The sequence below is a fragment of the Agromyces sp. G08B096 genome (genome assembly GCF_040267705.1).
GTDB lineage: Bacteria > Actinomycetota > Actinomycetes > Actinomycetales > Microbacteriaceae > Agromyces.
Genome location: NZ_CP158374.1, coordinates 459,017 through 478,979, shown reverse-complemented (window position 1 = coordinate 478,979; position 19,963 = coordinate 459,017). Strand labels below are relative to the sequence as shown.

Below are 19,963 nucleotides of genomic sequence, written 5' to 3'. Positions count from 1 at the left end.
GCGGCCGCAGCTCAAACGTCGTAGTCGACGACGACCCGCTCGGTCGTCGGGTGGGACTGGCAGGTGAGCACGTATCCCGCCTCGAGCTCGTCGGGCTCGAGGGCGTAGTTCTCGGTCATCCTGACACTGCCGTCCATGAGCCTGGCCCGACAGGTGCCGCAGACACCGCCCGCGCAGGCGAAGGGCACGTCGGGGCGCACCCGCAGGGCCGCGTTCAGGATCGACTCGTTCGCCGAGACCGGGCTCTCCACCGTCGCCGACTGCCCGTCGAGCGTGAACTCGATCGCGACGGTCTGCTCGCCCTGCCGCACGACCACCGGCCGGCCGTGCCGCGGCTCGACCCGGTCGGCGTCGGTCGTGAAGAGCTCGTAGCGCACGTGCTTCGCGTCGACGCCCCGCGCCGCGAGGGTGTCGCGCGCGAGCTGCACCAGCTCGAACGGCCCGCACAGGAACCACTCGTCGACCGTCTCGGGCCGGAGCAGCACGTCGAGCATCGTCTCGAGCTTCTCCTGGTCGATGCGGCCCGACAGCAGCGGCGCCGTCCGCTGCTCCCGCGAGAGCACGTGGTGCAGCGCCAGCCGCGACGGGTAGCGGTCCTTCAGCTCGGCGAGCTCCTCGAGGAACATCACGTCGAGCGTCGACCGGTTCGTGTAGACGAGCTCGAACGAGGCATCCGCCGATCGCGACAGCACGGTGTGCGCGAGCGCCATGAGCGGGGTGATGCCGCTGCCGGCCGCGATGCCGACGATGTGCTTGCCGTCGAGGTCGTCGAGCGTCGACGTGAACGTGCCCTGCGGGCTCATCACATCGAGCGTGTCGCCCGCGCGGAGCTCCTCGTTCGCCCAGCTGGAGAAGATGCCGCCGAGGTCGCGCTTGATCGCGACCGAGATCCGGCCGCGTTCCGGCGGGCGGCAGATGGAGTAGCTGCGCCGGCGCTCGTGCCCCTCGAGCTCCTTGCGAAGCGCGACGTACTGCCCGGGCAGGTAGTCGTACTCGTCGGCGAGCTCGTCGGGGACGGCGAACGTCACCTCGACCGCGTCGGCCGTGAGCGGGCGCACCTCGGCCACCTCGAGCGGGTGGAAGCGGGCGCGACGCCGGGCGGGCGATCCTGAAGCGGCGGATGCCTCGCCGCCGACGGTCGACGCGAGGAAGGCCTCGGCGACCGAGGCATCCGTGGCGCCCGTCGCACCGCCGGTCGCCGTGCCGTCCGCGGCGCGGGTCGTCGTCGACCCGAGGTTGCGCGCGGCCATCAGAGCACCTTGAAGTAGTCGAACGGCTCGAGGCAGTCGAGGCACTCGTAGAGCGCCTTGCAGGAGGTCGAGCCGAAGCGGGCGAGCTCGCGGGTGCGCAGCGAGTCGCAGCGTGGACACTTCACCGCGAGGGCCACCCGGACCGGGCCGGCCGGGCGGGCGGCCGCCTGCCCCGACGGCGCCTGGATCCCGTAGCGGCGCAGCTTCTCCTTGCCGGCCTCGCTCATCCAGTCGGTCGTCCACGCCGGGGCGAGCACGAGATCGACCTTCACGTCGGAGAAGCCCGCATGGGTCAGGGCGAGGATGACGTCGTCGCGGATCGCGTCCATGGCGGGGCATCCGCTGTACGTCGGCGTGATCGCGACGCGCACGCCACCGTCGTCACCCACCTCGACCGAGCGAAGCACGCCGAGGTCTTCGATCGTGAGCACGGGGATCTCGGGGTCGGTCACGGCGGCCGCGACCTCCCACGCCGTGCGCTCGGCGACGGCCGCGGTCACCACGACGCCCCCGGGTGTGCGCGGGCGAGCACCTGCATCTCCGCGAGGAGCGGCCCGAGGTGCTCGGTGTGCCGTCCGCGGCGTCCGGCGCCGGCGGCGATGAACGCGGTGCGGCCGGCGGGGCGCTCGAGCGCCGCTTCGTCGAAGACGGCGTCGATCGCCTCGTCGAACGCGGCCCGGAGGGAGGACGGGAGGACGGCCACGCCGTCGGCGGCGAGCCGCTCGACGAGGTCGTCGTCGTCGAAGAGCTCGTCGACGTACGGCCAGGTGTCGGCGACGGCGACGAGCATGCGCCGCCTGGACTCCTCGGTGCCGCCGACGAGCCGGAGCGTCCACTGCACGGCGTGGTCGCGGTGGTAGTCGACCTCCTTCACCGATTTCGCCGCGATGGCGGCGAGCACGGGGTCGGTCGAGTCGGACAGCCGTCGGTAGAGCTCGAAGAGGTAGGCGGAGGCCACGAGCTGGCGGGCGATCGTGTGAGCGAAGTCGCCGTTCGGCTGCTCGAACAGCCAGGCGTTGCGCCACTCGGGCTCATCGCGCCAGTACGCCAGGTCGTCTTCGCTGCGACCCGTCGCGGTCCCCGCGTAGTGCAGCAGAGACCGGGCGTGCCCGATGAGGTCGAGCCCGATGTTGCCGAGCGCGACATCCTCCTCGAGCTCAGGCGCCCTGGTGATCCACATGCCGAGCTGCTGGGCGAGCACCAGCGCGTCGTCGCCGAGGCGCAGCGCGTACTCCGCGACGTCCGCCGAGGCGACCGGTCCGGCGGCGCCGTCCGCGCCGTCGGCGCCCGCGGCCGAGCCGACGAGCTCGTCGGCGAGGGTCAGCCGGTCGACCGAGACGTCGCCGTGCGGGTCGAGGTCGGAGGCGCTCACAGGTGCTTCACCCCCTCGGACTTCGTGTAGTAGACCGCGTGCCGGTAGTTCTTCCCGGCCGGGCTCTCGAAGAACGCGCCCTTCGCATCGGGGTCGCTCGTCGTGATCGCGTCGGCGGGCACCACCCAGATCGACACGCCCTCACCGCGGCGCGTGTACAGGTCGCGGGCGTTCCGCACGGCCATCTCGGGGTCGGGCGCGTGCAGCGACCCGACGTGCACGTGGCTGAGTCCACGGTTGGCCCGCACGAAGACCTCCCAGAGGGGCCAGGCCTCCGTGCCCGTCTCGCCCGGCGTCGACATCACGCCACCGCCCGCTGCATGGCGGCCTGCTTGCGCGCGTACTCGGCCGCGGCCTCGCGCACCCAGGCGCCCTCCTCGTGGGCCTCGCGCCGACGCCGAAGCCGCTCGGCGTTCGCGGGACCGCGCCCCGCGAGCACCTCGTCGAACTCGGTCCAGTCGATCTCGCTCATGTCGTAGACCTGCTTCTCCTCGTTCCAGACGAGGTTCGGATCGGGCAGGGTGACGCCCAGCACCTCGGCCTGCGGCACGAGCATGCCGACGAAGCGCTGCCGCAGCTCGTCGTTGGAGAACCGCTTGATGTTCCACGCCATCGACTGCGCGGAGTTCGGCGACTGGTCGTCGGGGGGCCCGAACATCATCAGCGACGGCCAGTACCAGCGGTTCACGGCGTCCTGCGCCATCTCGCGCTGCGCCTCGGTGCCCTGCATGAGCTCGAGCAGGATCTCGAAGCCCTGTCGCTGGTGGAACGATTCCTCCTTGCAGATGCGCACCATGGCGCGGCCGTAGGGCCCGTAGGAGGCGCGGCACAGCGGCACCTGGTTGCAGATGGCGGCGCCGTCGACGAGCCAGCCGATGGCGCCCATGTCGGCCCAGGTCGGGGTCGGGTAGTTGAAGATCGACGAGTAGCGGGCGCGACCCTCGATGAGCTGGGTCATCATCTCCTCGCGGGAGATGCCGAGCGTCTGCGCGGCCGAGTAGAGATAGAGCCCGTGGCCGGCCTCGTCCTGCACCTTGGCCATGAGGATCGCCTTGCGCTTCAGACTCGGCGCCCGCGTGATCCAGTTCGACTCGGGCTGCATGCCGATGATCTCGGAGTGCGCGTGCTGGCTGATCTGCCGGATGAGGGTCTTGCGGTAGGCCTCCGGCATCCAGTCGCGCGGCTCGATGCGGGAGTCCTTCGCGATGAGCTCGTCGAACAGCGCCTGGGCGGCGGCATCTGGCTCGGTCATCATCGACTCCTCGGTTCGGGATCGGCTCGGGACATCCGTATTACTAACCGATCGTTCAGTTAGTATATAGTCATCCTCAGCGCCGCAGCAACGGCGCCGGACTCGACGAGGAGTAGCCGATGACGGATGCCGCGACCGACGCCACCGCCCCCAACCGGGCGATGATGGAGCGCGACCGCGCCTCCGCCTCCCTCGGCCTCGTCGTCGAACGCGACGACCCCGGTCACGCCGTCGTCTCCATGCGCGTTCGCGAGGACATGACCAACGGCTTCGACATCACCCACGGCGGGTTCGTCTTCGCCCTCGCCGACACCGCCTTCGCGATCGCCTGCAACGAAGACGAGCGCGTCACCGTCGCCGCGGGCGCCGACATCACCTTCCTGAAGGCCACCGTCGCGGGGCAGACCCTCACCGCGACCGCCGTCCGCCGAACCCGGTCGGGCCGCACGGGCCTCTACGACGTCTCGGTCGTCGATGAGCACGGCGATCCCGTCGCCGAGTTCCGCGGCCGCTCCCTCTCCACGAACCGCACCCTTTGACCTCCCCAGGAGCCCCCGTGTCGACGACGACCCTCTCCGCCACTGTGTCCGGCCTGGTGCCCCCGGCCCTCGACGACCTCGACCCCGAAGAGCGGATGTCCCGCGCCGAGGTCGAGGCCCTCCAGCTCGAGCGCCTGCAGCGCACTGTCCGGCACGCCTACGCGAACGTGCCCCTCTACACGCGGAAGTTCGACGAGGCCGGCGTGCACCCCGACGACATCCGCACCCTCGCCGACGTCGCCCGGCTGCCGTTCACGACGAAGGCCGACCTCCGCGAGACCTACCCGTTCGGCATGTTCGCCGTGCCCATGGAGCGGGTCGCCCGCATCCACGCCTCGAGCGGCACGACCGGCCGTCCCACGGTCGTCGGCTACACGTCGGGCGACCTCGAGCGCTGGGGCTCGCTGGTCGCCCGGTCGCTCCGCGCGAGCGGCATCCGGCCCGGGATGAAGGTGCACAACGCGTACGGATACGGCCTGTTCACCGGCGGCCTCGGCGCGCACGCCGGCATCGAGCGGCTCGGCGCGACGGTCATCCCGATGTCGGGCGGCCAGACGGCCAGGCAGGTGCAGCTCATCCAGGACTTCCGCCCCGACGCCATCCTCTGCACGCCGAGCTATCTGCTGACGATCGCCGACTGCATGGCCGAGCAGGGCATCGACCCGCGCTCGACGTCGCTGAAGGTCGCCGTGCTCGGCGCCGAGCCGTGGACGAACGAGATGCGCCACGAGCTCGAGCAGCGCCTGGGACTCGACGCGGTCGACATCTACGGCCTCAGCGAGGTGATGGGCCCGGGCGTCGGCAACGAGTGCCTCGAGACGAAAGACGGCCCGCACCTCTGGGAGGACCACTTCCTGCCCGAGATCATCGACGGCGACACCGGGGCGGTGCTGCCCGACGGCGAGCTCGGCGAGCTCGTGTTCACCTCCCTCACGAAGGAGGCGTTCCCGGTCATCCGCTACCGCACGCGCGATCTCACACGCCTCCTTCCCGGCACCGCCCGCCCCGGCATGCGGCGCATGGAGAAGATCACCGGTCGCAACGACGACATGATCATCCTCCGCGGCGTGAACCTCTTCCCGACGCAGATCGAGGAGCTCGTGCTCGGCATCGAGCAGCTCACCCCGCACTTCATCCTCGAGCTCAGCAAGGAGGGCCGGATGGACGCGCTGAAGGTGCGGATCGAACGCCACCCCGAGCTGTCGATCGAGACCTGCGAGGCTGCGGCCGTGGTGCTGCAGCAGCGGATCAAGGTGCACATCGGATCGACCGTCGCGGTGCAGCTCGAGGAGCCCGGCGCCCTGCCGCGCAGCGAGGGCAAGTACCAGCGCGTGTACGACCTGCGCTGAGCACGGCGTCCGTCGGCCGCGCGCTCCCGCGCGGAGCATGACCGAGATGGGAGACTGAGGGCGATGTCTGAGAACGCGACGCTCCGGCGGGGCCGCCCCGGCTACGACCAGCAGGGCATCCTCGACGTCGCCGTGGCCGCCTTCAACCAGTTCGGCTACGACGCGACGTCGATGGGCGTGCTCGCCGAACGGCTCGGGCTGTCGAAGTCGGCGATCTACCACCACTTCGCCTCGAAGGACGAGATCCTCGACCGCGCCCTCGATGCGGCCCTCAGCGCGCTCGAGGGCGTCGTCGACGAGACGGATGCCTCAGGCGGCCGCGCCGCCGACCGGCTCGACCGCGTGCTCCGAGGTGCCGTGCACGTGCTCGTCGACCAGCTGCCGTACGTCACGCTGCTGCTCCGGGTCCGCGGCAACACCGAGGTCGAGCGGCGGGCGCTGGAGCGCCGGCGCGCATTCGACAAGCGGGTCACGGCCCTCGTCGCCGACGCGCAGGCCGAGGGGTCGCTCCGCACCGACATCGACGCGAGCGTCGTCTCGCGCCTCGCGTTCGGCATGATCAACTCGATCGTGGAGTGGTATCGGCCAGGTGGGCGCGAGAACGCCGACCGGCTCGCCGACGACGTGGTCGCGATCGCGCTCGACGGCCTTCGCATGCCCACCTCGAATCGCGTCGAGGAACTGCTCGGCTGACGCCCCTCGCGTCAGGCCTCCGGCCGGGGGTCTTCGGCAGACCCTGCCGTCGAGGCATCCGATGGCGCGCCCCGCGCAGCGGCCGCCGCGGCCGCCGCGCGCTCGACCCACTTCGGCACCTCGCCGTACCGCTGGAACGACACCAGGCGGCCGGCGGCGCTGTCGTCGATGAGCTGGACGAGCCGCCGCTCGCGCGTGGCCTCCTGCTTCGCGGTGAGCACCCAGTGCACCACCTGGCGACGGTAGGTCGGCGTCGCCGCCTCCCAGAACGCCGACGCAGCCGGGTCGGCGGCGAGCCGGGCCGCCGCCTCGGGCGGAAGCTCTTTCGGCGGGGCTTCGTGCGAGTACACCCCCGACCGGTCGGCCCGCCGGCGCTCGAACGCGGCCAGCCCGGCCGGATGCATGCGCCCCTCGGCCGTCAGTCGCTCGACGTGCGCGATGTTCACCGCCGACCAGATGCTCGAGGGCTTCCGCGCGGTCCAGCGCTGGCGCACGGCGTCGTCGTCGATGCGCTGGGCCACCGAGTCGATCCAGCCGAAGCAGAGCGCTTCGGGCACGGCCTGCTCCCAGGTGAGCGGCCGGTCGGGCACATGCTTCTTGTAGAGCCCCATCCACAGCTCGGTCGCCGTGTCGTGGTTGGCCTCGAGCCACGCTCGGAACTCCTCGGGCCCCGAGAAGAACACGGCGGGCCGCTCGGGGGTGCCGCCTGGGGTGCCGATCCGTTCCGCCATGTCCCGAGTCTGCCAGCCGCCGCCGATGCAGGCGCCGATCAGGCCGGTTGCGCCTCCCGCACCTCCGCCTGCGTCTTCGCCACGAGCGTCAGCACGTCGTAGGTGGCCACGAGCTCGTCGCGCTGGTTCTTCAGCACCGCATCCCAGCGCACCTCGCCGTACTCGTCGGTCTCGCGCGGCGAGATCTGCTTCGCGGTGAGCTCGACGCGGATGGCGTCGCCGGGCGAGACCGGGGTGATGAAGCGCAGGTTCTCGAGGCCGTAGTTGGCGAGCACGGGCCCGGGAGCGGCATCCACGAACAGGCCCGCCGCCCACGACACGAGCAGGTACCCGTGCGCGACCCGGCCGGGGAAGAACGGGTTCGCGGCCGCCGCCTCCTCGTCCATGTGGGCGTAGAAGGTGTCGCCCGTGAACTCGGCGAACGTCTCGATGTCCTCGAGGGTGACGGTCCGCGACGCGCTCACGACCTGGTCGCCGATGCGAAGCTCCGCGAGCGACTTCCGGAACGGGTGGATGCCGCCAGACTGCGACGGCGCCCCCGTGTGCCACACGCCGGTCAGCGCCGTCAGCATCTCGGGCGAGCCCTGCACTGCCGTGCGCTGCATGTGGTGCAGCACTGCGCGGATGCCGCCGAGCTCCTCGCCTCCGCCCGCGCGACCCGGCCCGCCGTGCACCAGGTTCGGCAGCGGCGAGCCGTGGCCCGTCGAGGTGCGGGCGTCGTCGCGGTCGAGCAGCAGGAGGCGGCCGTTGTACGCCGCGATGCCGGAGGCCAGCGCCACGGCGACCTCCGGGTCGTGCGTCGCGACACTCGTGACGAGCGATCCGCCGCCGCGGGCGACGAGCCGTACGGCCTCGTCGAGCGAGGCGTACCCGACGACCGAGGCCACCGGGCCGAAGGCCTCGACCTCGTGCAGGGCGGGGCTCGAGGCATCCCGGAACCGCAGCAGCATGGGCTCGACGAACGCGCCATCGGAGGCGGTGCCGTCCACGCCGTCGGCGAGCCGCACGCTCGGCGTCTCGGTCGACCCGACGACGAGCTCGCCGCCGGCCTCCTCGAGCCGGCCCACCTGGCGCAGCACCTCCTCGCGCTGGGTGAGCGAGGCGAGCGGCCCCATGGTGACACCCTCGGCGCGCGGGTCGCCCACCACGACGCGCTCCGCGATGCGGGCGCGCACCGCATCGATGACCGAGTCGACGGATGCCTCGGGCACGATCGCACGACGGATCGCGGTGCACTTCTGCCCCGCCTTGCTCGTCATCTCGACGACGAGCTGCTTCACGTACGCGTCGAACTCCGGCGTGCCGGCGACGGCGTCGGTGCCGAGCACGCTCGCATTGATCGAGTCGGTCTCGACGGTGAACCGCACCCCGCCGGTCTGCACGGCCTCGTGCTGCCGCAGCCGCTCGGCCGTCGAGGCGGACCCGGTGAAGGCGACGAGGTCGCCGAGGCGGAGGTGGTCGAACAGGTCGGGCACACTGCCCGACACCAGCTGCAGCGACCCCTCGGGGAGCAGGCCGGACTCGACGAGGATGCGCACGAACGCCTCGGTGAGGTACCCCGTCGGGGTTGCGGGCTTCACGAGCGTCGGGACACCCGCGAGGAACGCGGGTGCGAACTTCTCCAGGGACCCCCACACCGGGAAGTTGAACGCGTTGATCTGCACGGCGACGCCGGGGAGCCGGGTGTAGATATGCCGTCCGAGGAATGAGCCATCCTTCGAGAGGGTCTCGACCGCGCCGTCGACGTACACCTTCGCGTTCGGCAGCTCGCGGCGCCCCTTGCCCGAGTAGGTGAACAGCACGCCGATGCCGCCGTCGACGTCGACCCACGAGTCCTGCTTCGTCGCGCCCGTGCGGCTCGACACCTCGTAGAGCTCGGCCTTGCGCTCGGTGAGCGCGAGCGCCATCTGCTTCAGCAGCACGGCGCGCTGGTGGAAGGTCAGCTCGCCGAGGCTCGCCTGGCCGACGGTGCGGGCGTAGTCGAGCGCGGCGCCGAGGTCGAGCCCCTCGGTCGACACCCGGGTCACCACCTCGCCGGTCGATGCATCGCGCACCTCGGTGGCGGATGCCTCGGCCGAGGCATCCGGCGTCCACCACCGGCCGGTCACGTAGCTCGGCAGGATCTCGCTCATCGTTTCCTCTCCGGAGGCGCCGGTCACGGCGCATCCCACAGGTAGAAGCCCTCGCCGGCCTTCCGGCCGAGCTTGCCTTCGGCCACCAGCCGGCGCAGCAGTGCGGGCGGCTCGAACCGTTCGCCGAGCGTCGACGAGAGGTACTCGGCGATGCCGAGGCGCACGTCGAGGCCGACGAGGTCGGTGAGCCGCAGCGGACCCACCGGATGCTTGTAGCCGAGGGTCATCGCCGCGTCGATGTCCTCGGCGGAGGCCACGCCGTCTTCGAGCATGCGGATCGCCTCGAGCCCGAGCGCGACGCCGAGCCGGGAGGACGCGAAGCCCGGCGCATCCGCCACCGTGATGGGCGTCTTGCCGATCGCGTGCACCCACTCGCGCGCCTCGGCGACCAGAGTGCCGTCGGTCGCGGCGCCGCGCACGATCTCGACGAGCTGCGACGCCGGCACGGGATTGAAGAAGTGCAGGCCGAGGAACCGGTGCGGGCGTTCGAGCAGCGCCGCGAGCTCGTCGATCGAGATCGACGAGGTGTTCGAGGCGAGCGCGGCCTCCGGGGGCAGCACCGCCTCGACGCGGGTGAGCGCGTCGATCTTCAGCTGGAGGTCTTCAGGCACGGCCTCGACGACGAGCCCGCAGCGCGCGAAGTCGGCCACGTCGGTGCTCGTCGCGAAGCGGCCCGCGTACGCACGTTCGTCGTCGTCGGCGGTGCCGCGGGCGATGGACGCCGCGACGGACTCGAGCACGCGCGCCGAGGCCGCCTGCGCCGCCTCGGCGTCGCGTTCGACGACGGTCACGCGGGAGCCCGCAAGCAGGAACGCGTGAGCGATGCCCGCCCCCATGCGGCCGCCGCCGAGCACGCCGACGTCGGCCGGCGCTCCGGTCGCGGTGGCGCTCATCGCTTCTTCCTCTCGAGGAACTCGGTCATCCGGCGGTGCTTCTCGGGGCTCTCGAAGAGCTCGGCCTGTGCGTCGAGGTCGACCGCCGGATGCGCCTCCCGCGGCGCCCGGAAGACCCGCTTGGTGGCGATCGTCGCGGCGGGGTCGTTGCGCGCGATGCGGTCGGCGATCGCGTGCGCGGCCGGCAGCAGCTCGTCGACCGGATGCAGCTCGGAGACGAGTCCGATCTCACGCGCCTCCTCGGCGTCGATCGCGCGCCCGGTGAGCAGCAGCTCGGCGGCGCGCGCGTCGCCCACGATCTCCTTCAGCCGCCAGCTGGCGCCGGCCGCGGCGATGATGCCGAGGCCCGTCTCTGGGTTGCCGATGCGCAGCCGCGGCGTCGCGATCCGGATGTCGGCCGCGTAGGCCAGTTCGGCGCCGCCGCCGAGGGCGTACCCGTCGAGGGCCGCGATCACCGGCATGGGCAGCTCCGCGATGCGGATGAACGCGTTCGCGTTGATGCCGCGCCGGGCATCATCGGCGCGGCGGTCGCGGAGCTCGGCGATGTCGGCGCCCGAGGCGAAGACGCCGCCGGCCCCGCTGAGGATGAGGATGCGGGGGATCGCCTCGAGCTCCGCGCAGAGCAGGTGCAGGGCGTCGATCGTTGCCTGATCGATCGCGTTGCGGCGCTCGGGCCGGTTCAGCGTCGCGACGACCCGGTCGTCCTGGCGTTCGATCCGGAGCACGGCGTCGCGGTCGCCCTCGGGCAGCGGCCGGGCGCTCATGAGACGCGCTCCACGATGAGCGCGGTGCCCTGGCCGACTCCCACGCACATGGTCGCGAGACCGTACCTGGAGCCCTCGCGCTCCATGCGACCGAGCAGGGTCACGACGAGCCGCGATCCCGACGAACCGAGCGGATGCCCCAGGGCGATCGCTCCCCCGTCGGCGTTCACGCGCTCGGGGTCGAGTCCGAGCCGGCGCACGCACGCGATCGACTGCGTCGCGAACGCTTCATTCAGCTCGACCGAGCCCAGGTCGTCGAGCGTGAGACCGCTGCGGGCGAGCGCCTTCTCGGTGGCCGGCACCGGGCCGAGGCCCATGATCTCGGGTGCGAGTCCGGCGGCCGTGCCCGTGACGACGCGGGCGCGCGGCGTCAGCCCGTACCGTTCGACGGCCGCGGCGCTCGCGACGACGATCGCGGACGCGCCGTCGTTCAGGGCGCTCGAGTTGCCCGCGGTGACGACGGACCCGCCGGGGACGACGGGCCGCAGCCCGGCGAGCACGTCGAGCGTGGTCTCGGGTCGCGGCCCCTCGTCGACGAGCACCTCGCCGCGCGCGGTCGCCACGCCGACGATCTCGGCCTCGAACCGGCCGTCAGCGATCGCCGCGGCGGCGCGCTGCTGCGACCGGAGCGCGAAGGCGTCGGCCTCCTCGCGCGTGATGCCGTCGACCCTCGCGACCTCTTCCGCGGTCTCGGGCATGGAGTACGTCGCCTTGTCGCGGGCGAGCAGCTTCGGGTTCGGGAAGCGCCAGCCGATGGAGGTGTCGTACGCGGCGCCGGGCTTCGCCCACGCCTTCTCGGGCTTGGCCTGCACCCACGGCGCTCGGGTCATCGACTCGACGCCGCCCGCGACGATGAGGTCGGCGTCGCCGGCCCGGATCGCCTGGGCGGCCATGGTGATGGCCGACATGCCGGATGCGCAGAGCCGGTTCACCGTGAGGCCGGGCACCGAGTCGGGAAGGCCGGCGAGCAGAACCGACATGCGGCCGACGTTGCGGTTGTCCTCGCCGGCCTGGTTGGCCGCGCCGAGGACGACCTCGTCGATCGCGCCGGCCTCGATCGCGGCACGCTCCACGCCCGCTCGGGCGAGCGCCTCGCCGACGACCAGCGCGGCGAGGTCGTCAGGGCGGACGCCGGCGAGCGCGCCGCCGTAGCGGCCGACCGGGGTGCGCACCCCTCCGACGAGGTAGGCCTCTGCCATGCGGGTCTCCTGACTGCGTCGTCTCGGGTGCGGGGCACCTGCCGGTGCCGCGGACGTCGGTCGAATTCCTGACCGAGCGTTCGGAAAGTAATTATGGCATGCACGCGAACGGCCCCGCCACTCGCAGCGCGGTGGCGGGGCCGTTCGTCGGGCCGTGGGACGTCGGCCCGGGTCAGTCGAGCAGGTCGACGCCCTTGGTCTCCTTCACCAGCGAGACGCCGATGAGGGAGATGACCGAGGCGATCGCGATGTAGACGCCGATGGTCCACGAGGCGTGGAACGTGTTCATCAGCGCCTCCGCGATCATCGGCGCGAAGGCGCCGCCGAGGATGGCGCCCAGCGCATACCCGATCGAGACGCCCGAGTAGCGCACGTTCGCCGGGAACATCTCGGCGTACAGCGCCGCCTGCGGGCCGTAGGAGAGCCCGAGCCCGAACGTCATGACGAAGAGCGCGACGAAGTACCAGACGATGTCGCCCGTGTCGATGAGGAACCACATCGGGATCGCCCACAGGGCGAGGAACACGTACCCGATCTGGAAGGTGCGCACGCGCCCGAGCCGGTCGGAGAGCCGGCCGCCCCAGAGCGTGAAGACGAGCCAGCCGAACGACGCGAGGGTCGTCGCGAGGAGCACGGTCGGACGGTCCATCCCGAGCGCCGTGACCGCGTAGGTCGCGAAGTACGCGATGAGCAGGTAGCCGGCCGCGTTGTTCGCGATGAAGATGACGGCCGTCAGGATGACGTTCTTGGTGTTGTGGCGGAACAGCTGGCCGAGCGGCGCCGACGACTCCTTGCGGCGGCGCAGGAGCTCCTCGAACACCGGGCTCTCCTCGACGGCGCGGCGGATCACGTAGCCGACGACGATGAGCACGATCGAGAGGAGGAACGGGATGCGCCAGCCCCACGCCATGAACGCCTCGGGCGACATCGAGCTCGTGAGGATCCACAGCGTGGACGTCGCGAGGATCATGCCGATCGGCACGCCGATCTGCGGGAACGCGCCGAAGAAGCCGCGGCGCCCGGTCGGCGCGTGCTCCACCGCCATGAGCGCGGCGCCGCCCCACTCGCCGCCCGCCGAGAAGCCCTGCAGGATGCGCAGGAGGATGAGGAGCACCGGTGCGGCGACGCCGATGGCGGCGTAGGTCGGCAGCACGCCGATGAGCGCCGTGGACAGGCCCATCATGACGAGCGTGAAGACGAGCATGCGCTTGCGGCCGAGCTTGTCGCCGAGGTAGCCCGCGACGACCGCGCCGAGCGGGCGGAACAGGAACGAGATGCCGATCGTCGCGAACGAGAGCACCTGGGCGAAGCCCGGGTTGGACTCGGCGACGGGAGCGAGGAAGAGCGGCGCGAGGACGAGCCCGGCGGCCTGGGCGTAGATGAAGAAGTCGTACCACTCGATGGATGTGCCGACGAGGGTGCCCGCGAGCACCCTCCGTTCCTCGGCGGGCATCCGACGGTTCTCGGTGGGGTCCTTGACAGCAGTCGACATGCGAACTCCGTTGTTCTGGCGTGCGGGGGAAGGTGGGGCGGGGGCGTCGGCGGGGTGGGCCTCGGCGGGGCGCGTCGCGGTGGCGACTTCCTGACCGATTGTTCGGTCGGGAAATCAGAGCGTACCGCACCGCCCGGGTGTCGCCGCAAGCCTCCCGAGCCCGGACTGCGGCCGGCGCCTCCCCGACGTCGACGGGCGGCCGCGCTCAGCCGCGCCCGCGCACCCGGTCGCTCCGCGCGAGGAAGGTCGCCGACACGATCGTGACGAGGCACAGCACCAGCGGCACGACCGTGCGCACCAGGTCGCCCTGCAACGCGCCGACGAACGCGTCGATGCCCTGCACGATCGTCAGCACCGCCGCGACCGCGAGCAGCGCGTCGTCCGACCGGAACAGCGGCGCGACGAGCGCGATCACGACGATCGCGACGCTCCGGGCGCCGGCGTACAGGGCGTCGGGGTCGTCGATGCCCTGACCCGCGATCGCGGATACCGAGTACGCGAGGCTCACCCCCGCCCCGATGACGACGACGGCGTAGCAGATCCAGAACGCGGCGCCGCGCGCGGCGGGCCGGTGCGGCTCGGTCATGGCTCCAGGGTGGAGGCATCCGGCCATGCGGTCAAGGATGCCTCGCGCCGGGAACCGCCCTCGCGGCGATCCGGATGTCGCTGTCAGCGGCATCCGCCAAGCTGGGTGGATGACCGCGACCGACACCCGGGCCGCCGCGCTCCGCGCCCTGCGCGACCTCGTCGGCCGCGACGACGCCGAGTTCCACGACGGCCAGTACGAGGCCATCGAGGCGCTCGTCGAGGGCCGCCGCCGCGCCCTCGTGGTGCAGCGCACCGGCTGGGGCAAGTCGGCCGTGTACTTCGTGGCGACGCTGCTGCTGCGCCGCGCGGGCGCCGGGCCCACCGTGCTCGTCTCGCCGCTGCTCGCCCTCATGCGCGACCAGGTCGCCGCCGCCGAACGCGCCGGCGTGCGCGCCGTCTCGATCAACTCGACCAACGCCCACGAGTGGGCCGACGTGCTGCAGCAGCTCGACGCCGACGAGGTCGACGTCCTCCTCGTCTCGCCCGAGCGGCTCAACAATCCGGCGTTCCGCGACCAGCAGCTGCCCGCCCTCGTGCGCCGCATGGGGCTCCTCGTCGTCGACGAGGCGCACTGCATCAGCGACTGGGGCCACGACTTCCGTCCCGACTACCGGCGCCTGCGCGACCTCATCGCGCAGATGCCCGCCGGCGTTCCGGTGCTCGCGACCACCGCGACCGCGAACAGCCGCGTGGTGGCCGACGTCGCCGAGCAGCTCGGCGCGGCGGACGGCACGGGCGGCGGGGCATCCGACGTGCTCACCATCCGCGGCCCGCTCGCACGCTCCTCGCTCCGGCTCGGCGTGCTGCGGCTGCCCGACGCGACGAGCCGGCTGGCCTGGCTCATCAGCCACCTCGGCGACCTGCCCGGCTCTGGCATCATCTACGCGCTGACCGTGTCGGCGGCGAACGACACCGCCCGCGTGCTCCGCGAGCGCGGCTACGACGTCCGCGCCTACACCGGGCAGACCGACCCCGACGAGCGCGCCGAGTCCGAGGGCATGCTGAAGCGCAACGAGGTGAAGGCGCTCGTCTCCACGAGCGCACTCGGCATGGGCTTCGACAAACCCGACCTCGGCTTCGTGCTGCACCTCGGCGCGCCGAGCTCGCCGGTCGCCTATTACCAGCAGGTGGGCCGCGCCGGCCGGGCCACCGACAGCGCCGACGTCCTCCTGCTGCCCGGGGCGGAAGACCCCGAGATCTGGCACTACTTCGCCACCGCCTCGATGCCCGACCAAGACCGCGCTGAGCGCGTGCTCGCCGCACTCGACCTCGAACGCCCCACCTCGACGCCCGCGCTCGAGGCGATGGTCGACATCCGGCGTACCCCGCTCGAACTGCTGCTGAAGGTGCTCGACGTCGACGGCGCCGTGCGGAAGGTGCAGGGCGGCTGGGTCTCGACCGGCGCACCCTGGGTCTACGACGCCGAACGCTACCGCCGCATCTCCGCCGAACGCATCGCCGAGCAGCAGCACATGATCGAGTACGAGCAGACCCGCGGATGCCGCATGGAGTACCTCCAGCGCACCCTCGACGACGACACCGCGGCCCCCTGCGGCCGCTGCGACTCCTGCGCCGGCGCGTGGTACCCGACCGGGCTCGCCGACGAGGCGGCGAGCGCGGCGCGCGGAGCGCTCGACCGCGTCGGCGTGCCGATCGAGCCCCGGGGCCAATGGCCCACCGGCGCCGATCGCCTGGGCGTGCCGGTGAAGGGGCGCATCGCCCCCGGCGAGCGGGCCGAGGAGGGGCGCGCCCTCGCCCGTCTCACCGACCTCGGCTGGGGCGGCACCCTGCGCGAGCTCTTCGCCGCCGGTGCCCCCGACCAGCCCGTGCCGCCGCAGGTGCTCGCCGCGTGCGTGCGCGTCCTCGCCGACTGGGGCTGGGCCGAGCGGCCCGTCGCGGTCGTCGCGATGCCGTCCCGGTCGCGGCCGCAGCTCGTCGACTCGCTCGCGCGGGGGCTGGCCGAGGTCGGCCGGCTCCCCTACCTCGGCGCCCTCGCCCCGCGCGACGGCGGACCGACGGGAGGGCCGGGCGGCAACAGCGCCTTCCGCCTCGCCGGGCTCTGGGAGCGGCTCTCGACCGACGGGCTCGACGTCCCGGCAGGGCCCGTGCTGCTCGTCGACGACCTGGCCGACAGCCGGTGGACCCTCACCGTGGCCGCGCGCGAGCTGCGGCTCGCCGGGGCATCCGCCGTGCTGCCCTTCGCGCTCGCGCTCCGCGGCTGAGCCCGCGGAGCGCGAGGCTCCGATCAGTCGGCGGGGCGCTCCGCAGCGGCCGCCTCGGGCTCGGCCCCCTCGGCGAGGTCGATCGGCCCGAGGTCGACGAGCAGCTCGTCGCCGAGGCGCACGTCCTCGAAGTCCACGTCGATCTCGGCGCGGCCGAGCAGCTCCGACATGCGGCGCTGGCGGTTCCGCGGGATCAGCGTGACGACGCGACCCACCCGGCCGGCGCGGCCGGTGCGGCCCGAACGGTGCAGGTAGGTCTTGTACTCGTCGGGCGCGTCGGCCTGGATCACGAGATCGATGTCGTCGACGTGGATGCCTCGCGCCGCGACATCCGTCGCGACGAGGACGTCGACCCGGCCGCTCGTGAGCTGCTGCAGGTTGCGCGTGCGGCGCGCCTGGTTGAGGTCGCCGTGCAGCGCGACCGCGCGGATCCCGTAGTCCTCGAGGTGCTCGGTGAGGTCTTCGGCGAAGGCGCGCGTCCGCGAGAAGACGAGGGTCTTCCCGTCGCGATGCGCGAGCTGGGCCACGATGTCGCGCTTGTCGCGGTTGTCGATGACGAACACGCGGTGCTCGATGGTGCCCGACGACTGGTCTTCGCCGGCGACCTCGTGCACGGCCGGCTCGACGAGGAACTCGTCGACGAGTGCCGCGACGCCGGTGTCGAGCGTGGCGGAGAACAGCAGCTTCTGACCGCCGGCGCGGGTCTCGCGGAGGATGCGCTGCACCGGCTCGAGGAACCCGAGGTCGCACATGTGGTCGGCCTCGTCGAGCACCGTGATGCGGATGTCGGAGAGGTCGAGATGCCCCTGGCGGAGCAGGTCCTCGATCCGGCCGGGCGTGCCGATGACGATGTCGACGCCGCGGCGGAGCGCGCCGACCTGCCGGCCCTGCGGCACGCCGCCGTAGACCTGGGTGGTGAACAGGCCGACCGACTGGGCGATCGGCTGCACGGTGCGGTCGATCTGCAGGGCCAGCTCGCGCGTCGGCGCGAGGATCAGCGCGCGGGGCGCGCGCCCCATCTGGCGCTTGCCGCCCGACTTGCCCTCGGCGGCCCAGAGCTGCATGAGCCGCTCGACGGTGGGTGCGCCGAAGGCGATGGTCTTGCCCGAGCCCGTGCGTCCGCGGCCGAGCACGTCGCGACCCTCGAGCACGACGGGGATGGTCGCGGCCTGGATGGGGAAGGGCGCGTCCGCACCGAGCTCGCTCAGCGCGCGCACGATGTTGCCACCGAGCCCGAGGTCGGCGAACCCGACGCCGTCGACGGCCTCGGCCTGGATGGCCTCGGCCTCCAGGCGCTCGAGCACGACGTCGTCTTCGGCCGTGAAGCGAGGCCGCTCGTCGCGCTCGGGGTAGAAGCTCGACGGGCGGCGCTCGGCACCGCGGTCGTCGGACCGGCGCGGCGCCCGGTCATCGCGGTCGGAGCGGCGCGGGGCGCGGTCGTCCCGATCGAAGCGGCGCGGAGCACGGTCATCCCGGTCGAACCGACGCGGAGCACGGTCATCCCGATCGAACGAACGAGCAGGACGCTCGCCACGGTCGTCACGACGCGGAGCACGGTCATCCCGGTCGAAGCGGCGCGGGGCGCGGTCATCCCGATCGAACCGACGCGGAGCACGGTCATCCCGATCGAACGAACGAGCAGGACGCTCGCCACGGTCGTCACGACGCGGAGCACGGTCATCCCGATCGAACCGACGCGGAGCACGGTCATCCCGGTCGAAGCGACGCGGTGCACGCTCATCCCGATCGAACCGACGCGGGCCACGGTCGTCGCGATCGAACGAGCGAGCAGGACGCTCGCCCCGGTCGTCCCGACGCGGAGCACGGTCATCCCGGTCGAACCGGCGGGGCGCACGGTCGTCGCGGCCCTGACGGCGCTCGGGACGCTCGGCACGCTCGCGGTCTTCGCGGTCGCCGCGGTGCGGAGCGCGTCCCTCGGCGATGCGCTCGTCGCGGGTCCACCGCGCCTTGCGTGCGCCGTCGGCGGCCTCTTCGGGGCGGTATCCGCGGTGGCCGGCGCTGCGCGAGCCCGGCTTCTGGGCGGCCGCGCGGGCGCCGGCGCCGCCGCGGTTGGCACCGCCGCGGGCGTACGAGGGGTCGAAGTTGCGGGCGGGCCGGCCGCCGGCGGGCTTCTTGTTCTTGGGCATGGTGAGGACTTCCTGGGTTGAACTCATGTACATGGCGGGCCGCTGCTGTCGCGCAGCGCGCCTGAGAACCCGGGCAGTCGTCGACCGGGGCCGTTCACATACGGTGACTATCCGAGGCCGAATGCCTCGAAACCGGCCCTTTGGACTCACAAACCCATCCGCGGGAAACCGCGGTGTCCAGAACCGACGCATCCACGATACCGGAGGCGGCTGGGAAACCGCCGCGTGCGCCCGACCGATGCGGTTCGGCGGCGCGCCGAACCTGAGGTAGCATCACTCCACCTCGAACCCGGAGCCCCCGTGACCCCATCCCGACTCTCCGGCGGTCGCGGGGCCCGGCGCCGTCGGGGCCTGATGACCGCCGCGGCCGTCGCCGCCGCCCTCGCCGCCACCGGCGTGCTCTCCGGGTTCCACCTGCCCCTGCAGGAGATCGACCCGAGCGGCGCACAGGCCGCGAGCGAAGTCGCCGGCGGCGAGATCATCGGCATCCGCACGTTCACGGCTCCAGCGGGAATCCGCGTCGACGCCGGCCTCGAGTACGGCGCCCGCGAGGACGGCACGCTGCTCACCCTCGACGTGTGCAGCCCTCCCACTGCGGCGTTCGGGGCGGCCCTGCCGGCGGTCGTGTCGGTGCACGGCGGCAGCTGGGCACGCGGCGACAAGGCCAACGCCGACTGGCGCAACGTGTGTCTCTGGCTCGCGAGCGAGGGCTTCGTCGCGGCATCCGTCAACTACCGCCTCGTGCCCGACGCGACGTTCCCGGCGCAGCCCGACGACGTGGCCCTCGCGGTGGAGTGGCTGCGCGAGGAGGCTCAGGCCGAGCGGTTCGGCATCGACCCGGCGCGCATCGGGGTGTTCGGCGGGTCCGCGGGCGGCAATCTCGCGGCGCTCATCGGTGCGAGGGGCGAGGGCCCGACCGACGTCGGGTCGCGCGTCGCGGCGGTGGCCGAGCTGTCCGGCCCGATCGCGCTCGACGCGCTCGGCGGATCGTCGGCGTGGCTGCAGGGCATCGCCGGCGCGTATCTCGGCTGCGATCCGGCCGACGTCGCGTCGGGCGCGTGCGAGCAGGCGGCGGATGCCTCGGCGACGACGCATCTCGATCCGACCGACCCGCCCGTCTTCATCGGTCACGCCGAGCAGGAGGTCGTGCCGCTCGTACAGTCCCTCGGCTACGCCGACGCCCTCGACGCCGCGGGGATCCCGGTCGAGCTGGCGGTGGTGCCCGGGGCGAACCATTCGATCGGCATCCTCGACGAAACGCTCCGCGCACGCGTCGCGGCGTTCCTGCACGCGCACCTCGGATAGCGCAAGCACCTCGACCAGCGGCATCCGACCTGCCA

The 19,963-nt window shown here is 72.5% G+C and carries 18 protein-coding genes; 5 read left to right on the top strand and 13 right to left on the bottom strand.

What is annotated here, in order from left to right; genetic code table 11:
* Window positions 1-11 precede the first annotated feature (11 nt).
* Genes paaE through paaA form a run of 5 tightly spaced genes read right to left on the bottom strand, consistent with a single transcriptional unit; the run spans window position 12 to window position 3,874 of the window.
* A complete protein-coding gene (gene paaE / locus ABIQ69_RS02360; protein WP_350348797.1) occupies window positions 12-1,250 on the bottom strand; it encodes a 1,2-phenylacetyl-CoA epoxidase subunit PaaE in 1,239 nt (412 codons plus the stop codon).
* A complete protein-coding gene (paaD, locus tag ABIQ69_RS02355; protein WP_350348796.1) occupies window positions 1,250-1,750 on the bottom strand; it encodes a 1,2-phenylacetyl-CoA epoxidase subunit PaaD in 501 nt (166 codons plus the stop codon). The genes paaE and paaD overlap by 1 nt, the downstream gene beginning before the upstream one ends.
* Window positions 1,747-2,622, bottom strand: coding sequence for a 1,2-phenylacetyl-CoA epoxidase subunit PaaC (gene paaC / locus ABIQ69_RS02350; RefSeq protein ID WP_350348795.1), 876 nt, complete (start codon window positions 2,620-2,622; stop codon window positions 1,747-1,749). The genes paaD and paaC overlap by 4 nt, the downstream gene beginning before the upstream one ends.
* A complete protein-coding gene (gene paaB / locus ABIQ69_RS02345; RefSeq protein ID WP_350348794.1) occupies window positions 2,619-2,924 on the bottom strand; it encodes a 1,2-phenylacetyl-CoA epoxidase subunit PaaB in 306 nt (101 codons plus the stop codon). Before paaB ends, paaC begins: the two co-directional genes overlap by 4 nt.
* Window positions 2,924-3,874 carry a 1,2-phenylacetyl-CoA epoxidase subunit PaaA gene (gene paaA, locus ABIQ69_RS02340; protein WP_350348793.1) on the bottom strand — a complete coding sequence of 317 codons (951 nt, stop codon included), beginning with the start codon at window positions 3,872-3,874 and terminating at the stop codon, window positions 2,924-2,926. Before paaA ends, paaB begins: the two co-directional genes overlap by 1 nt.
* A 119-nt stretch (window positions 3,875-3,993) precedes the next feature.
* Here paaA and paaI point away from each other — a divergent pair, with 119 nt between their 5' ends.
* The 3 genes from paaI (at window position 3,994) to ABIQ69_RS02325 (ending at window position 6,455) form a co-directional block, all read left to right on the top strand.
* Window positions 3,994-4,413, top strand: coding sequence for a hydroxyphenylacetyl-CoA thioesterase PaaI (paaI, locus tag ABIQ69_RS02335; protein ID WP_350348792.1), 420 nt, complete (start codon window positions 3,994-3,996; stop codon window positions 4,411-4,413).
* 95 nt (window positions 4,414-4,508) lie between these two features.
* Window positions 4,509-5,762, top strand: a complete 1,254-nt coding sequence (gene paaK, locus ABIQ69_RS02330) for a phenylacetate--CoA ligase PaaK (RefSeq protein ID WP_350350061.1) — start codon at window positions 4,509-4,511, stop codon at window positions 5,760-5,762.
* Window positions 5,763-5,825: 63 nt separating this feature from the next.
* Window positions 5,826-6,455 (top strand): TetR/AcrR family transcriptional regulator, encoded by a 630-nt coding sequence (locus ABIQ69_RS02325; RefSeq protein WP_350348791.1) that lies wholly within the window; start codon window positions 5,826-5,828, stop codon window positions 6,453-6,455.
* Between the two features lie 11 nt (window positions 6,456-6,466).
* Here the strand turns inward: ABIQ69_RS02325 and ABIQ69_RS02320 are convergent, their stop codons facing one another.
* The 7 genes from ABIQ69_RS02320 to ABIQ69_RS02290 all read right to left on the bottom strand — a co-directional run bounded on the left by ABIQ69_RS02320 (window position 6,467) and on the right by ABIQ69_RS02290 (window position 14,252).
* The gene (locus ABIQ69_RS02320; RefSeq protein WP_350348790.1) at window positions 6,467-7,186 is read right to left on the bottom strand and encodes a YdeI/OmpD-associated family protein; all 720 of its coding nucleotides are present in this window, start codon (window positions 7,184-7,186) and stop codon (window positions 6,467-6,469) included.
* A 38-nt stretch (window positions 7,187-7,224) separates the two neighbouring features.
* On the bottom strand, window positions 7,225-9,318 hold the full coding sequence (paaZ, locus tag ABIQ69_RS02315) for a phenylacetic acid degradation bifunctional protein PaaZ (protein ID WP_350348789.1): 2,094 nt from the start codon (window positions 9,316-9,318) through the stop codon (window positions 7,225-7,227).
* 23 nt (window positions 9,319-9,341) lie between these two features.
* Window positions 9,342-10,211: a 3-hydroxyacyl-CoA dehydrogenase family protein gene (locus ABIQ69_RS02310; RefSeq protein WP_350348788.1), complete on the bottom strand. Its 870-nt coding sequence runs from the start codon at window positions 10,209-10,211 to the stop codon at window positions 9,342-9,344.
* A complete protein-coding gene (locus ABIQ69_RS02305; RefSeq protein WP_350348787.1) occupies window positions 10,208-10,975 on the bottom strand; it encodes an enoyl-CoA hydratase/isomerase family protein in 768 nt (255 codons plus the stop codon). The genes ABIQ69_RS02310 and ABIQ69_RS02305 overlap by 4 nt, the downstream gene beginning before the upstream one ends.
* The gene (locus ABIQ69_RS02300; protein ID WP_350348786.1) at window positions 10,972-12,174 is read right to left on the bottom strand and encodes an acetyl-CoA C-acyltransferase; all 1,203 of its coding nucleotides are present in this window, start codon (window positions 12,172-12,174) and stop codon (window positions 10,972-10,974) included. The genes ABIQ69_RS02305 and ABIQ69_RS02300 overlap by 4 nt, the downstream gene beginning before the upstream one ends.
* Before the next feature lie 172 nt (window positions 12,175-12,346).
* Entirely contained in the window at window positions 12,347-13,666 is a 1,320-nt protein-coding gene (locus tag ABIQ69_RS02295; RefSeq protein WP_350348785.1) for an MFS transporter, read from the bottom strand.
* Window positions 13,667-13,871: 205 nt separating this feature from the next.
* Entirely contained in the window at window positions 13,872-14,252 is a 381-nt protein-coding gene (locus tag ABIQ69_RS02290; protein ID WP_350348784.1) for a hypothetical protein, read from the bottom strand.
* Between the two features lie 109 nt (window positions 14,253-14,361).
* Here ABIQ69_RS02290 and ABIQ69_RS02285 point away from each other — a divergent pair, with 109 nt between their 5' ends.
* Window positions 14,362-16,476, top strand: a complete 2,115-nt coding sequence (locus tag ABIQ69_RS02285) for a DEAD/DEAH box helicase (protein ID WP_350348783.1) — start codon at window positions 14,362-14,364, stop codon at window positions 16,474-16,476.
* 23 nt (window positions 16,477-16,499) lie between these two features.
* On the opposite strand, the gene ABIQ69_RS02280 is transcribed toward ABIQ69_RS02285, so the two are convergent.
* Window positions 16,500-18,623, bottom strand: a complete 2,124-nt coding sequence (locus ABIQ69_RS02280) for a DEAD/DEAH box helicase (RefSeq protein ID WP_350348782.1) — start codon at window positions 18,621-18,623, stop codon at window positions 16,500-16,502.
* Between the two features lie 354 nt (window positions 18,624-18,977).
* On the opposite strand from ABIQ69_RS02280, the gene ABIQ69_RS02275 reads away from it, so the two are divergent.
* The gene (locus tag ABIQ69_RS02275) at window positions 18,978-19,928 is read left to right on the top strand and encodes an alpha/beta hydrolase (protein ID WP_350348781.1); all 951 of its coding nucleotides are present in this window, start codon (window positions 18,978-18,980) and stop codon (window positions 19,926-19,928) included.
* Window positions 19,929-19,963: the final 35 nt, after the last annotated feature.